Source organism: Aquirhabdus parva (assembly GCF_003351745.1).
In the GTDB taxonomy this organism is placed as follows: Bacteria; Pseudomonadota; Gammaproteobacteria; order Pseudomonadales; family Moraxellaceae; genus Aquirhabdus; species Aquirhabdus parva.
The window spans coordinates 2522659-2537093 of the sequence record NZ_CP031222.1 but is presented as its reverse complement, the minus strand read 5'-3'; the positions used below and the strand labels follow the sequence as shown (position 1 = coordinate 2537093).

The 14435-nt window shown below is 45.2% G+C and carries 10 protein-coding genes; 5 read left to right on the top strand and 5 right to left on the bottom strand.

Annotated features, from left to right (window positions below):
* The first annotated feature begins 2 nt into the window (after nt 1-2).
* The 3 genes from HYN46_RS11415 (at nt 3) to HYN46_RS11405 (ending at nt 2605) form a co-directional block, all read left to right on the top strand.
* Nucleotides 3-1118 (top strand): DegT/DnrJ/EryC1/StrS family aminotransferase, encoded by a 1116-nt coding sequence (locus HYN46_RS11415; protein ID WP_114899504.1) that lies wholly within the window; start codon nt 3-5, stop codon nt 1116-1118.
* Nucleotides 1119-1144: 26 nt separating this feature from the next.
* On the top strand, nt 1145-1798 hold the full coding sequence (locus tag HYN46_RS11410; protein WP_114899503.1) for a PglD-related sugar-binding protein: 654 nt from the start codon (nt 1145-1147) through the stop codon (nt 1796-1798).
* Nucleotides 1799-1867: 69 nt separating this feature from the next.
* Nucleotides 1868-2605 (top strand): class I SAM-dependent methyltransferase, encoded by a 738-nt coding sequence (locus HYN46_RS11405; RefSeq protein ID WP_114899502.1) that lies wholly within the window; start codon nt 1868-1870, stop codon nt 2603-2605.
* Here the strand turns inward: HYN46_RS11405 and HYN46_RS11400 are convergent.
* From HYN46_RS11400 to ompR, 4 genes are all read right to left on the bottom strand, one after another.
* Nucleotides 2602-4128, bottom strand: a complete 1527-nt coding sequence (locus HYN46_RS11400) for a hypothetical protein (protein WP_114899501.1) — start codon at nt 4126-4128, stop codon at nt 2602-2604. The genes HYN46_RS11405 and HYN46_RS11400 overlap by 4 nt on opposite strands.
* Before the next feature lie 61 nt (nt 4129-4189).
* Complete coding sequence (locus HYN46_RS11395) at nt 4190-5716, bottom strand: hypothetical protein (protein WP_114899500.1); 1527 nt, start codon at nt 5714-5716, stop codon at nt 4190-4192.
* A 101-nt stretch (nt 5717-5817) separates the two neighbouring features.
* On the bottom strand, nt 5818-7275 hold the full coding sequence (locus HYN46_RS11390) for an ATP-binding protein (protein WP_114899499.1): 1458 nt from the start codon (nt 7273-7275) through the stop codon (nt 5818-5820).
* 41 nt (nt 7276-7316) lie between these two features.
* A complete protein-coding gene (gene ompR, locus HYN46_RS11385; RefSeq protein ID WP_114899498.1) occupies nt 7317-8072 on the bottom strand; it encodes an osmolarity response regulator transcription factor OmpR in 756 nt (251 codons plus the stop codon).
* A 355-nt stretch (nt 8073-8427) separates the two neighbouring features.
* On the opposite strand from ompR, the gene HYN46_RS11380 reads away from it, so the two are divergent.
* Nucleotides 8428-11097 carry a Tex family protein gene (locus HYN46_RS11380; RefSeq protein ID WP_114899497.1) on the top strand — a complete coding sequence of 890 codons (2670 nt, stop codon included), beginning with the start codon at nt 8428-8430 and terminating at the stop codon, nt 11095-11097.
* Nucleotides 11098-11186: 89 nt separating this feature from the next.
* Here HYN46_RS11380 and HYN46_RS11375 read toward each other — a convergent pair whose 3' ends face one another.
* Nucleotides 11187-12089, bottom strand: a complete 903-nt coding sequence (locus tag HYN46_RS11375; protein ID WP_114899496.1) for an SDR family NAD(P)-dependent oxidoreductase — start codon at nt 12087-12089, stop codon at nt 11187-11189.
* 676 nt (nt 12090-12765) lie between these two features.
* On the opposite strand from HYN46_RS11375, the gene ettA reads away from it, so the two are divergent.
* The gene (gene ettA / locus HYN46_RS11370; RefSeq protein WP_114899495.1) at nt 12766-14427 is read left to right on the top strand and encodes an energy-dependent translational throttle protein EttA; all 1662 of its coding nucleotides are present in this window, start codon (nt 12766-12768) and stop codon (nt 14425-14427) included.
* Nucleotides 14428-14435: the final 8 nt, after the last annotated feature.

Genomic DNA, 14435 nt, shown 5'->3' with positions numbered 1-14435 from the left:
CCATGAATTCAAAAAATAATACCTATGTTACTCAACCTTTCTTACCGGATTTGCAGGAGTTTATTCCCTACCTGGAGCAGATTTGGGATAACAAAATATTGACCAATGCCGGGCCCTTTCACCAGCAATTGGAGGAAGAGCTTTGCAAGTATTTAGGTGTTAAGCACATTTCTTTATTTTGTAATGGCACGCTTGCATTGGTTACGGCGTTACAAAGTTTGCGCATTACGGGTGAAGTGATTACGACGCCCTATTCATTTGTCGCAACCGCGCATTCACTGCTTTGGAATGGAATCAAACCGGTTTTTGTGGATATTGATCCTAAGACCATGAATCTTGATCCGGCAAAGATTGAAGCCGCAATTACCCCATCTACAACAGCGATTTTGCCCGTGCATTGTTATGGGCATCCTTGTGATGTGCAGGCTATTGAGAAGATCGCCGATACCTATAATTTGCGTGTTATTTATGATGCAGCGCATGCTTTTGGGGTGAATGATACCCACGGCAGTATTTTGAATTATGGTGATTTATCCGTACTGAGTTTTCATGCGACCAAAGTGTTCAATACCTTTGAAGGTGGCGCAATTGTTTGTCATGATGCAAAGACCAAACAGCGTATCGATCACCTCAAGAACTTTGGTTTTGTCGATGAGGTCACGGTGGTGGCACCGGGTATCAATGGCAAGATGAGTGAAATCAACGCGGCATTTGGTCTATTGCAGCTTAAACATATGGATCATGTGTTCAATCAACGTCAAGCCATTGATGCTTTTTATCGTGAACATTTACGCGATGTCAAATGCATTGAGTGTGTCAGCCGCACATGTGAGACCAAAGCCAATTTCTCATACTTTCCGATTATTGTGGGTTCGGATTATGGACTTGGGCGTGATGAACTCTACGCCAAGCTAAAAGAGCACCATATCTTTGCACGCCGATACTTTTACCCGCTCATTTCTGATTTTCCGATGTATCGTGGATTACCTTCAGCGCATCGAGATAATTTACCCAATGCCAGTTATATTTCTTCAAAGGTCATTTGTTTACCGATATTTCCAGATTTGGCTTTAGAAGAGTGTAAGCGGATTGTTGATATCATTCGGATGAGTGCGTGATTCACCATAAGAAAGGATCAGAAGCTATGCGACTATATGGAATTGTTGGAGCTGGTGGGTTTGGTCGAGAGGTTTTGCCTGTTGCCGAGAGTATGCTGAAAGCCACTGATCCTGTACCCGATTTTGAGATTGTGTTTGTGGTCGAATATGGCCAATCGCAATCGATCAACGGACATCGGGTATTGCTCTTGGATGAGTTCTTAGCCTCTGATGCTGAAAAGTATTTTAACATTGCTATTGCCGATGCTGTAGTCAGAGAGCGAATTGCTGAGCAAATGATCGCTCATGGCATTGCACCCTTTAGCATTCAAGCGTTGAACAGCATGAGTCTGAGTTCAAATCAGATCGGCGAGGGGGCAATTTTATGTCCATTTACGTTGGTCACGGCGAATGCCACCATCGGTCGTTTCTTTCATGCCAATATCTATTCTTATATCGCGCATGATTGTCAGATTGGCAACTTTGTGACTTTTGCGCCCAATGTGCATTGTAATGGTCATGTGATTGTTGAAGATTATGCCTATATCGGAACGGGTGCGATTTTAAAACAAGGAAGTGCTGAAAATCCGTTGGTCATAGGTCGTGGTGCTATCGTCGGGATGGGCGCAGTCGTGACCAAAAGCGTTGCACCCTATACGACCGTCGTGGGTAATCCTGCAAAGCCGTTGGTCAAGCATTGATAGCTCGATTGTGAAATTTACTGGGTAGGGTGTTTGATTTTTATTTCTGAAATGTCATAGGGGAAGCACATGTATTTGTGGGAGTCACATTTAGATATTAGCCATAATCCCAGTGAACATGATCGCTACACCGATCAAGCGCGTTCGAATTTGGTTGATATGTTTTCCTCACCGCGAAAATTTGTTTTGGAAATCGGATGTTCAACAGGTGCGACAGGTCGCTACTGTAAAGAGAAGTTCCCGGATGCAGTGTACTGGGGGATTGAGCCGAATCAGGATGCGGCAAAAATTGCCAGTACACGGGTCGATCATGTATTGGTTGGACTCTCCGATGATTTTGTCTTATCTGAGCAGGGCGTTGGGCTTGGGCAGATCGATGGCGTCATATTGGCGGACGTCATTGAACACATGTATAACCCTTGGAAAGCCTTGGCCAGTTTAAAGCCTTATCTTGCGAGTAATGCCGAGATTGTCACCAGTATTCCGAATGTGCGTAGCATCTGGCTTTTAAATGAGATTGCTTCCGGCCGATTCACTTATCTGGATCAAGGCTTACTGGATATTACCCATATACGTTTTTTCACCTGGAAAGAAATCGTCGATATGATGCAGCAATGTGGCTATCAAATTGATTTTTTGACTTATGGTGTAGATGAGCGGTTATGGGCGACATACCAGAATTATAAAAATATATTGCCCAGCACTGTTGAGTATGAAAATGTGGCAGTTAAACAAGTCAAAGATGAAAATGATCTACTCGAACTCTGCAGCCTGCAATATTATTCAAGAGCCATACTCATTCCTTAATCATAATAATATCGACCCCGTTGAAAGATTTGATCTAAATGCGCGACTGGATTTGGATCATTTTTCTCGACGATGTACTGTTTAGACAGCTTAATACGCAAGCTGGTAATCGCATTTGGAGTTCGAGAAAGTTCAGGCAATTCCATCTGTTGTTCGGTATGCAGAGAAATGCCAAATGACTCCATGATATGCACCAGATTATCGACATTCAGCTTAAACTTTTTACCTGCGACATCAAATTGGTATTGCTCTAAGAAAGCAAAACTCTGTTCGTTGAAAGCGCGCTTGGTCTTAGGGTCACGCCAAGCTTGAACCGCCAAATAATAGGGCACGTTGATATCAATGGTCCCTCCTTCAGCAAGCATATACCCGCAGTTTTTAAGTGCAATAATTAAGTCATCCACGGACTGAAGTACCTGATCGGCATGAATCGTATCGAAGTAACTTTCAGGCAACTTAATATTGCCAAAACGCCAACTGTGATATTGCTGTGAGAAATCGATGTCTTTGCCAATATTAAGTGTTAAATCACTACGAACATTGGGGTCATGATCGATATTGAACACATCAAAAGACCAGCGTGTTCCTGAGCCTAAACGCAGTTGCTTCGGGAGAAGGGGGCTTGGTTTGACAATTTGTATTGGGTGTTCAGCTTGTGCGAGGTAACGCTCCATGGCTTGGCCAACTATCGGTGCTCCTGCGCGTTTTTTGAAGATGTCATAACCTTGTTTCTCATACTGCAAACGGAGTTCTGGATTTGCGACCACGCTGACACAGAAGTCGACCAACTGATCATAAGGGCAATGTAAAACAGCGTCTTTAAGATCATCATCAATCTCACTATAGCTATTGAGTTCTGTGACGACGACTTTGTGGTTTGCTAGTGGTAGAGCTGCACGTACGATTTCAAAAATATGGTATTGGTCATAGTTAGTCATATTCAGAATAACTTTAGAGCGCGCAATCAAGCGGTCTAAATCGCTATATGCTGCTGATGATCCGAATTCATTGACATGGACTTTAAGCCCTCGTGCTATCAACTGATCCACGATATGTTGACGCCTAGGACTTAAATAGCCATAGAAGTAAACGTCAATGTCCTGTTCCACCGTTGTGGGGATTCGTTCTAGCACTGGCATATAAGTGACGGGAACATACTCGACTTGATCAATACCCGCTGCTTGTAAGCGCGCTATATTTCCTGCTGCATAATCCCAAACGGGATTGTTTTTCATGAGATTAAAGTAGGAGGGAAACATGCAAGGACCGGTTGGAAAAGCAGGCTCCAAATTGCGAACGATGATTCGATCAATGGGACGGTCTAAACGTAAAGACTTTTGTAGATCGTGTCCGAGATTAAAACCGCAGAATAGAATATTGATGGCATCTGGATCGATAGTACATGGCTCAAAATGAACATGGTTAAAACCATAATCCTTGAGTGCATGATAAAAGGTAAGCATCTCATCGGTTATAAAGTGCGGGTTGAAGTAACTGGTTAGATGTATTTTTTGCTCACGCATGTCCGTAAATTCCTATAGCCGCAAACCGCGATGTGTCGCGCTCAATAATAATTTTGATTCATTAGCTCATAAACTTATGGATAGGGAGCAGCTTAATTTCATCTATCGTCAGAGCACGTTTACGTAAAACAATACTTAAAGCATCCACAGCTCTCGGTATTTTAAGCACGACATCCCAATTATGATTGTGTTCTTGAAGCGCTTTGAATCCAACGTCATTGGTGCAGATAAAGCTTTGGCTAATGGCTTCGAAACGATGGGTTTGCCAACCATATTGCCACCAGTTATTCAGTAGCTTACCCCATGTATGTTCGTTAAAAGTCCGTTTGGTATCCGCTAAGCCCCATGCACCATAGGAGAGGTCATGCGGTACTTCCAGCTCAAGGGTGCCATCTTCATCTAAAAGCTCTAAACAGTTTGTCAGCGCTTGGGTGATATGATTCACGCATTGAAAAACATCTTTAGCGACAATCTTATTGAAATAACCTCGCATGAGGCTGATTTGACCAAATCGCCATGAGGTCAATGGTAAATCGAAAGGCAACGGATAACTGATATCAAGCGTGAGATCCGGTGAGAAATCAGCTCTTGCATCAATATTACACATGTCAAAACGCCAACGAAGACCCGCGCCAATTTGCAAGGTCTTGGGCAGGGCTGCTAATGTGGGGATCGTTTCTTTGATTTCTCGTTGAGTCAGATAGTTTTCTATAGCAGGACGTAAGATCTCTGCAGCTTGACGCTTGGAGAAAGTTTCAAAACCTCTTTCTTCCAGTGCTTTACGGCGGTCATGATCCTGAACCAGTTGCCAGCAGAGCTCTGGAAGCTCATCCAGTGATCCTGAGAGTATAGCGTTCTTGATATCGGGTTCAATATCGGTATGCGGAGAAAGCTCTGAAACAACCGCTTTATGATTGGCCAGTAAGTACGAAACACGAACGATCTCGAAAATCCCAACGGTTTCATAGTAATGGATGTTGAGAACGACTTTTGCACGGCCTATATATTCGGCACGTTTATCACCTAAAAATTGTCCTGTTTCGGTACTCATAACCGTGAGTCCACGGGCTCGAATCGCATCTAAGGTTTTTTTTCTTCTTGGGCTGATGCTGCCATAGAACAGCACATCAATATCTTGTTCGATCACAGGTTCTTCATCGTCATGCTGCGTGGCATTGAGCAAACGATGGGTTGTGGGTGAGATTTCAGTCATTTCTGGACAGTAGCCCAACTGGACATGCTGAATGTTGTAGACGCCTGCCTGTTGCAGCGCTTGAATATTCTTGAGGTTATAGTCCCAGACTTGAGTATTTAAGAATTGACGGAAATAGGCCAAATCAAACCAGGGAACTTCGGGAGAGACTTGCTCCATGTTATAAATAATAATGTCTTTCGCTTGAGCGGATAGTGTTGTCCAATTGGATGCACCTGCACCGAAGACGATATTGATGGCATCGGGGTCGATATATTCATCAATCCATGTGGCGGTATAGCCTAAAGATTTTATCCCGTAATAACAGAACATCATGCATTCGCGAAAGGCACCACCTGCGCCTAGTGCAGTCACATTAAACTTGATGGATGTCATCTTGTTGATTCAGCCTCGCCAGCAAAGGAGTTTTATTTGAGAGTGTTCAATAAAATCCAATCATAGCGAAGAATAATCCTAATGTATTCAGGTTTAAGCAATTAATCGTGATCTACTTCACTATGTATCAAGTTAATGCGTTTGTTTTTGGGGTTAGGGCTGGTCATTTTTGAAGGGTAGATAGGAAGTGTTACGCTCACCTCAAGCCCACCTTCATGATGATTGTGAACATTGACCGTGCCGCCATGAAGACCTGCAATACGTTTCACAATCGCAAGTCCTAGCCCACTGCCTTGAGTGGTTCTGGCGCTCTCACCACGGACAAACGGCTCAGTCAGGCTGTTCAAATCATCCAGTTGGATGCCGTCTCCGCAATCGCGAATGGTCAATGTCAGTTGAGTGGGCAGTAATGTTGCCGAAATATAAATCGGTTCCCGACCATAACGCAGCGCGTTATTGACAATATTACCCACCATGCGTTTGATGGAGAGAGGTCGTATGGAGATCTTCGGCAGAATCTGTGGCTGATAGAGAATGTTTGATGACTTATATTGAATCACGATCTCTTGCAAGATTTGGTTGATATCTGCAAGTTGGGTTTCTTCATCTGATCCATCACGCATGTAGGAAATAAATTGCGCCAGAATTTCATCCATATCTGCAATGTCATACACCATACCTTCGCGTAAGTCTTCGTCGGGCATCAATTCTGCGGTCAGTCGCATTCGGGTCAGTGGGGTACGCAGGTCATGTGAAATCCCTGCGAGCATAATTGTTCGATCATGCGCAGCTTGTTCAAGAGAGCTAATCATCTGATTAAATGCAGTATTCACTTGGCGAATTTCTACTGGACCTGAGTCGACGCGTAGCTTGGGCGTCTCTCCAGTAATCGTATAGCGCCGTGCTGAAGTCTGCAGCAAAGCCAACGGTCGATTAAGTTGGCGTACAAGAATCAGAATAATGATTGACGTCAGTAACGGAATTCCGAGCAGCCAGCCAATAATCAGCGCGGCATCGTATTGCGCATAAAACAGTAAAGGCTCACGGATCCAGACATTGCCTAGGGAAGGGAAGTGAATCCATAACTGAGGTGTTGGCTTAAATCCAAAAAAAACGCTGACGGGTTCTTTGAGTTCTGTAGACAGTTCTTTGCTAAGCTCACTGGTAAAGAAATTGGCCAGTGGATTGGTACGTTGACTTGGAAACTCAGCAGGATCGCGAACAAATTCAACACCTACACGCTCAAGAATCCATTCGTGAATATCCAGCGCGAAAGGGTCGATCAGGACTTGTTGTTCCGCTTCACGAATGAGCTCAAGATTAATAGCAAGATAGTGCGCATGCTGGCGAATTTCAGGTAAATATAGCGTGCGCCAGAAGAACGCTAGCGACATAAATAAGCTAAACAAGCCAACGAAGGAGACTAATAGTGTGGTTCTTACGGCTGTTGAATTTGGTTTTAACTTTTTTAAGAAACGATCAATCTGCTTAGACAACAATAACCAGCGTTGTCTAAGACTGATCGTCACGCGTATGGGCTTAGGTTGTTCACTATTCACATAAAATCCAGAGAGTTAGACTTGCATAGCCGATGGAATCCTTATTCGGCACCATCGGGTACAAATACATAGCCGACACCCCATACGGTTTGGATATAGCGTGCACGTGCGGGATTTTCTTCAATCAAACGTCGCAGTCGCGAGACCTGTACGTCAATGGACCGCTCCATTGCACCCCACTCACGTCCACGCGCAAGGTTCATCAGCTTATCGCGTGTTAAGGGTTCCCGTGGATGCTGTACGAGTGCCTTCAATACGGCAAATTCACCGGTCGTGAGCGTGACGACTTCGCCGTTGCGGGTGAGTGAGCGTGTAGATAAATCCAAAGACCATGAGCCAAAGTTAATGACAGTCATCAGTTGGCTAGGGGCGCCGGGCACTTCGCGGACTTGGCGGCGCAGAACTGCACGGATGCGTGCTAAAAGTTCATTTGGGTTAAAGGGTTTGGGCAAATAGTCATCTGCGCCAGCCTCAAGACCTGCAATACGGTCAGAGTCACTACCGCGTGCAGTGAGCATGACGATAGGCGTGTTGATATTATTGCTGCGCAAACGCTTACAGATGCTGACGCCATCTTCAATGGGCAGCATAAAGTCTAATACAATCAGTGAAAATAATTCACGTTGCATGAGACGATCCATTTGCGGTGCGTCATGGGCAGTGCGAACGACAAATCCCTTGTCTTCGAGAAAGCGCTGTAGCAATGCACGTAGACGAGCGTCATCATCCACCACCAAAATACGCTCACCGGTTGTGGTGCCGCGGGGTGCTTCATCAGCAGGTACTACTAAACTCATAAACTTTCTCCCTAGTCGGTCGATATGGTTTTGCTGTTTTTCATCCATTATCCGAATTTCTTAGTCATTTCATTTGTAATCTGTGTATTAAAAACAGTCTTCAATGTTTTTTCGGCAGATGTTGCGTAAACAGCACATCATTCTAAAGAATCTTACAAATAAAATAATGTATAGCTTACATTGGGTAATATAAACAACTAATTCAATGCCTAAATGTCTATAGATACTAAATCCATACAGCACAGACGTCCACAACTCGTTGTATGAATTAAATGAATTTATGTATGCAACGGGTAGGCACTTAGCAGTTGGCACCGTATAATCGGTGCTTTATTTTCTTTCGGAACACCGCTGTATGACTGCGCCCGATAACTTGCTTGATGAAAACCAAGCACCTGATGTGACCCAAAACGTGAGTGTAGAGCCTGCACTTGAGCCTATTGCAGAGCAATCTACACCGACTGAAGCGATTCAAGAAGTTGCTGCGACCGCAGTGCCTGAAGAAGCGCAAGTGACTGATGCAGTAACGCCTGTAACAGAAGCACCAATCGCACGCTCTGAAAAAGTGCTAACAGTGACAACGACTGCGACCGAGCCTGCACCTAAACTCCGTTTAAAATCAGATGCTGAGTTGATTGCTCAGATTGCAGGTGAACTCAGTGTACGTCCTGAGCAAGTCACTGCTGCGGTAGCTTTGCTGGATGAAGGGTCTACCGTACCGTTCATTGCACGTTATCGTAAAGAAGCTCATGGTTTAGATGATGCCCAGCTTCGTGAACTTGAATTACGTTTGACTTACTTGCGTGAACTGGATGAGCGTCGTAGTAAAATTATCGAGTCAATTCGTGGTCAAGGTAAGCTGACCGAAGCTTTACATGCGCGCTTGAATCAAGCAGACAGTAAAAATGCGCTTGAAGATTTGTATCTTCCATATCGTCCAAAGCGTACCAGCAAGGCTCAATTGGCTAAAGATGCAGGTTTAGAGCCGATAGCATTACGTGTATTGAATGAAGAGATAGAGCCAGCCAAAGCGCTTGAAGGCTTTAGTCATGAGAGCTATCCAGATTTAGACAGCCAGCTTGATGCGATTGGTCATATTCTGGTGGACGTCTGGGCGGCTGACCTTGAGTTGATGGAAAATTTACGTCGTCGTTTTGGTGCCGAAGCGCAAATCGTCAGCCGTTTGGCGGGCGAAGAAAAACGTGAAGTCGGTAAAAAATTCCGTGATTACTTTGAAGCTCAAGAATCATTGGCCAAGATTGCTTCACATCGTTTACTCGCATTATTGCGCGGTCGTCAAGAAAACGTATTGACACTCAAAGTTGATGGTACCAATGAGTCCCATGTACAAACCATCAAAGATAAGTTCAATGTGGGTAGCGCCCAGCCTGAAAGTCGTCAATCGTTCTTAGCACAAACTGCCGAATTATTGTGGCTCGGTAAGCTGCGCCCACACTTCGAGCATTCGCTACTGACCGAAAAACGTTTGGCTGCTGAAGCTGAAGCGGTGAGTGTATTTGCTGAAAATATGCGTCATCTCTTATTGTCTGCTCCTGCAGGCGGTAAAGTGACATTGGGCATGGATCCGGGTATCCGTACTGGCGTTAAACTTGCGGTCATTAATGCCTCGGGTGATGTGCTAGCACACTCCGTGATCTATCCGTTTGCCCCGCGTAATGAGCGTGATGCATCCTTGGCAACTTTAGATAGCCTGTGCCGTGAGCACGGTGTTGAACTCATAGCCATTGGCAATGGAACTGCAAGCCGTGAAACCGACGCATTGGTTCATGACTTCCTTAAAGCACAGCCTGACCTTTCGATCACCAAAGTGGTCGTGAGTGAAGCCGGTGCATCGGTTTACTCAGCAAGTGAACTTGCGACTGCAGAATTGCCTGATTTGGATGTGTCGATTCGCGGTGCGGTATCTATTGCTCGTCGTCTACAAGATCCGCTCGCTGAATTGGTGAAGATTGATCCTAAATCCATTGGGGTCGGTCAATATCAGCATGACGTGAATCAGCCGACATTGGCGCGTCGTCTAGACGCTGTTGTTGAAGATAGCGTGAATGCGGTGGGTGTTGATGTGAATACTGCATCACCAGCCCTGTTATCGCGTATTGCGGGTTTGAATAAAAATATTGCCCAGCAAATTGCAGACTATCGCCGTGAAAACGGTGCGTTTGCCAGTCGTGATGATCTGAAAAAAGTTCCACGTTTGGGTGCTAAAACCTTTGAACAAGCCGCAGGTTTCTTGCGCGTGGTCAATGGGGCACAACCACTGGATTCTTCAGCGGTGCATCCGGAAGCCTATCCGTTGGTGGGCAAAATTTTGGGCAACCTGAAACGCTCATTGGCGGACGTACTCGGTAAAGCGGGTGCCCTTGACGGCTTTGATCCAGCTACTGTTGTGGATGATAAGTTTGGTCTACCGACCGTCCAAGATGTGATCCGTGAGCTTGAAAAACCCGGTCGCGACCCACGTCCAGAGTTTAAAACGGTTAAATTCCGTGATGACGTGAATGAAGTTAAAGATTTGGTTGATGGCATGATTCTGGAAGGTGTGATCACCAACGTTACCAACTTCGGCGCGTTCGTGGATATCGGGGTTCATCAAGATGGTCTCGTCCACATTTCCGAGCTTTCTGATCAATATGTGGATGATCCTCATAAGTTTGCTAAACCGGGTCAAATCGTGACGGTACGGGTGATGGGGACTGATGGCGAACGTAAACGTATTAGCTTGAGCTTGCGTCTGACACCGACTGAGCGTCCTGCCAAGGCTGAACGTCCAGAGCGCAACGAGCGCCCAGCGCGTAAACCTGAAGATCGTCCTGTACGTGCAGAGGGCGCTGAAAAACGGGGAGATCGTCAGGATCGCCCACGTTCAGACCGTCCTCGTTCAGATAAACCACGTGATGAGCGTCCGCGTCAGGAACGTCCAGCACGTGAGGAAAAACCGAAAGAAGAAAAGATTGGTTCATTCGGTGCTTTACTGGCGCAAGCGGGGATCAAGGGCTCAAAATAATGAGCCTTTGATGTCGTAAAAAAAACCTGCTTTTCATGCACATGAAAAGCAGGTTTTTTATTGGGGGCTACCATAGAAGCCGTTTGCTATTACCAGTGCTCACCCGGACGAATTAGTGTGAATGCACGTTGTACCAAGGTAGGTTTTTCATTGACGGGTGGTGCATTTTTGCCAAGGGATGCTGCCGAGCTTGGGAACATCCGATAAGCAACGGACAGGATTGAATCGTTGACCTTCGGTGCAATCGCATAACTGAGTGCACCCAATGAACCTGCTGGCGTTGCAATACTCTTCGCTTTGCGAATCAGTGCTTTGCCAACCAGATCTGCGGCTTGGTCTGGAGTCAGGGTCGGCAGGTGATCGTACATTTTGGTCGGTGCGATCATCGGTGTGCGTACGAGCGGCATATAGATGGTCGACAAGTGAATATTTTTGCCTTTGACTTCGGAAGCAAGACAGCGGCTGAATGCATCAAGTGCTGCTTTACTGGCAACATAAGCAGAAAAACGCGGTGTATTGGTGAGTACACCGATTGAGCTGATATTAACCACATGACCACGTTTGCGTTCAATCATGGTAGGCAGAAGCGCAAGGATGAACTTCACCGCACCAAAGTAGTTAAGTTGCATGGTGCGTTCGAAGTCGTGGAAACGATCAACGGATTCAGAGACCGCACGGCGGATCGAGCGTCCTGCATTATTGATCAGAATATCAATAGCGCCTTCATCGGCAAGAATTTGTTTAGCGGTTACATCGACAGCATCCATATCGTTCAAGTCACAAGGATAAACTGCAGCGCTCCCTCCAGCGGCTTCAATCTCTGCTTTGACTTCCTCAAGAGTTTCGCGTGTGCGCGATACCAGAATAACATGGGCGCCTGCTTGGGCGAGTAGGTGGGAAACTTTAAGGCCGATGCCGCTGGATGCGCCAGTGACGACGGCTTTTTTGCCTTTAACCGCATTACGCAGTGCAGTTTGATTTAACTTGGTCATTTTCGATTTCCTCGAGTATTTTTGTAAAGTTTATTAATGATTGCTCTCGCTTAAAATTGATTGTTTTAGGCGTGAAATTAATTTAACAACTTTTGAAAAAAATAAATAGACCAGTCGTCGGATATTAAATATTTTTAAAAAATAAATATTATTTATTTACAGTAATTTACCTATAATAGTTAAATATATGTTGTTTATTTTTTAATCGAGTCTTTGCTCTATTTTATATTAGAATAAATGCTCTAGGTATATTGGATTATTTGCTCTAGAGTTTTAGATTAATTACTCTAGTTATATTAGGTTAATTACTCTATTTTTTGAAATAAATTAAACCACCCACTGATAGAGTCTTTGCTCTTATCTACAGATGTGCTTGATGCTGATCGAGCAGCTACTTCTATCTAATCATTGCCATGGAGAATGGACGGGGTGGCTATTCTTTTAGGCGTTTTTAATGTTGTATCTGATGGAGACGGAAAGTTAAAAAATGCTGTCGTTGATTCAACGCGAGTATCGGCAAAACGGCTATACTAGCATCCATGAAATTTGCGCTTGTTTTAAGTGCTCATAAAAAATTTGATTTAATGTTCGTTCTGAATCTTTAACTCGATTTTTATTAATACATTTTTAATCCTTTGTTTTTCGTTAAATGTTGGTCTAATCGGAGAAATGCCGCGTGGCACAGTATATTTACACGATGAATCGTGTGTCGAAGATCGTTCCGCCCAAGCGAGAGATCCTCAAAGACATTTCATTGTCTTTCTTCCCCGGCGCCAAAATTGGCGTGTTGGGTCTTAATGGTTCAGGTAAATCCACTTTACTGAAAATCATGGCTGGTATTGATAAAGATTTCCAAGGCGAAGCGCGTGCGCAACCTGGTATCAAAATCGGTTACCTTGAACAAGAACCACCTCTGGACCCGACTAAAGATGTGCGTGGTAATGTGGAAGATGGTGTACGTGAAGCATTAGATGCACTTGAGCGCTTGGATCAAGTATTTGCTGAATACGCTGATCCCGATGCGGATTTCGATAAGCTTGCTGCAGAGCAGGGCAAGCTTGAAGCGATCATCCAAGCGTGGGATGCGCACAACCTTAACAATCAACTTGAGCAAGCTGCCGATGCACTGCGCTTGCCACCATGGGATGCCGATGTCTCACTGTTATCCGGTGGTGAGAAACGCCGTGTAGCGCTGTGTCGTTTGCTATTGTCCAAGCCTGATATGTTGCTCCTGGATGAGCCGACCAACCATTTGGACGCAGAGTCCGTGGCTTGGCTTGAGCAATTCTTAAAAGGCTTCCCAGGTACGATCGTGGCCATTACCCATGATCGCTATTTCTTGGATAATGTCGCAGAGTGGATTCTGGAGCTTGACCGTGGACATGGGATTCCATACCAAGGTAACTACAGCACATGGCTTGAGCAAAAAAATGCGCGCCTAGAAATTGAAGGCAAGCAAGAAGAGTCCTTTGCTAAAGCGTTGAAAAAAGAGCTGGAGTGGGTCCGTAAAAATACCAAAGGTCAGCAAGCCAAATCCAAAGCGCGTATGGAGCGTTTTGAAGAGCTCAACTCTAAAGAGTTCCAAAAGCGTAATGAAACCTCTGAAATTTACATTCCACCTGGCGAGCGCTTGGGGAATATCGTTTGTGAAGTGGAAGACATCAGTAAGTCTTTTGATGGTCGTCTGCTTTATGAACATCTGTCATTTAACGTTCCACCGACTGCGATTGTCGGCATCGTTGGGCCAAACGGTGCAGGTAAAACCACACTGTTCCGCATGATGACTGGAGAGCAGGTGCCAGATACGGGTTCCGTGCGTCTTGGCGATTCGGTTAAAGTGGCGTACGTCGGTCAGTTGCGGGATGAACTGGATGACAAAAAGACGGTTTGGGAAGAGATTTCTCAAGGGCTCGATATCCTGAAGATTGGCGAATACGAAATTCCTTCACGGGCATATATCGGTCGCTTTAACTTTAAGGGGTCTGATCAGCAGAAGCGTGTAGGTGAGCTGTCTGGTGGTGAGCGTAACCGCTTGAAACTGGCTAAGGTCCTGCAAAAAGGTGCCAACGTGATCCTGCTCGATGAACCATCGAACGATCTGGACGTTGAAACCTTACGTGCACTGGAAGACGCGATTTTGGTCTTCCCGGGCTGTGTTATGGTCGTTTCGCATGATCGCTGGTTCCTCGATCGTATCGCAACCCACATCTTGGCATTTGAAGCAGAAGGTCCAGAGTGGTACGACGGTAACTATACCGAATACGAAGCCTATCGTAAGGCGAAGTACGGTAAAGATGCCGGTCCAAAACGTACCAAGTTTAAGAAGATTGGTGGTTAATTAAAAAA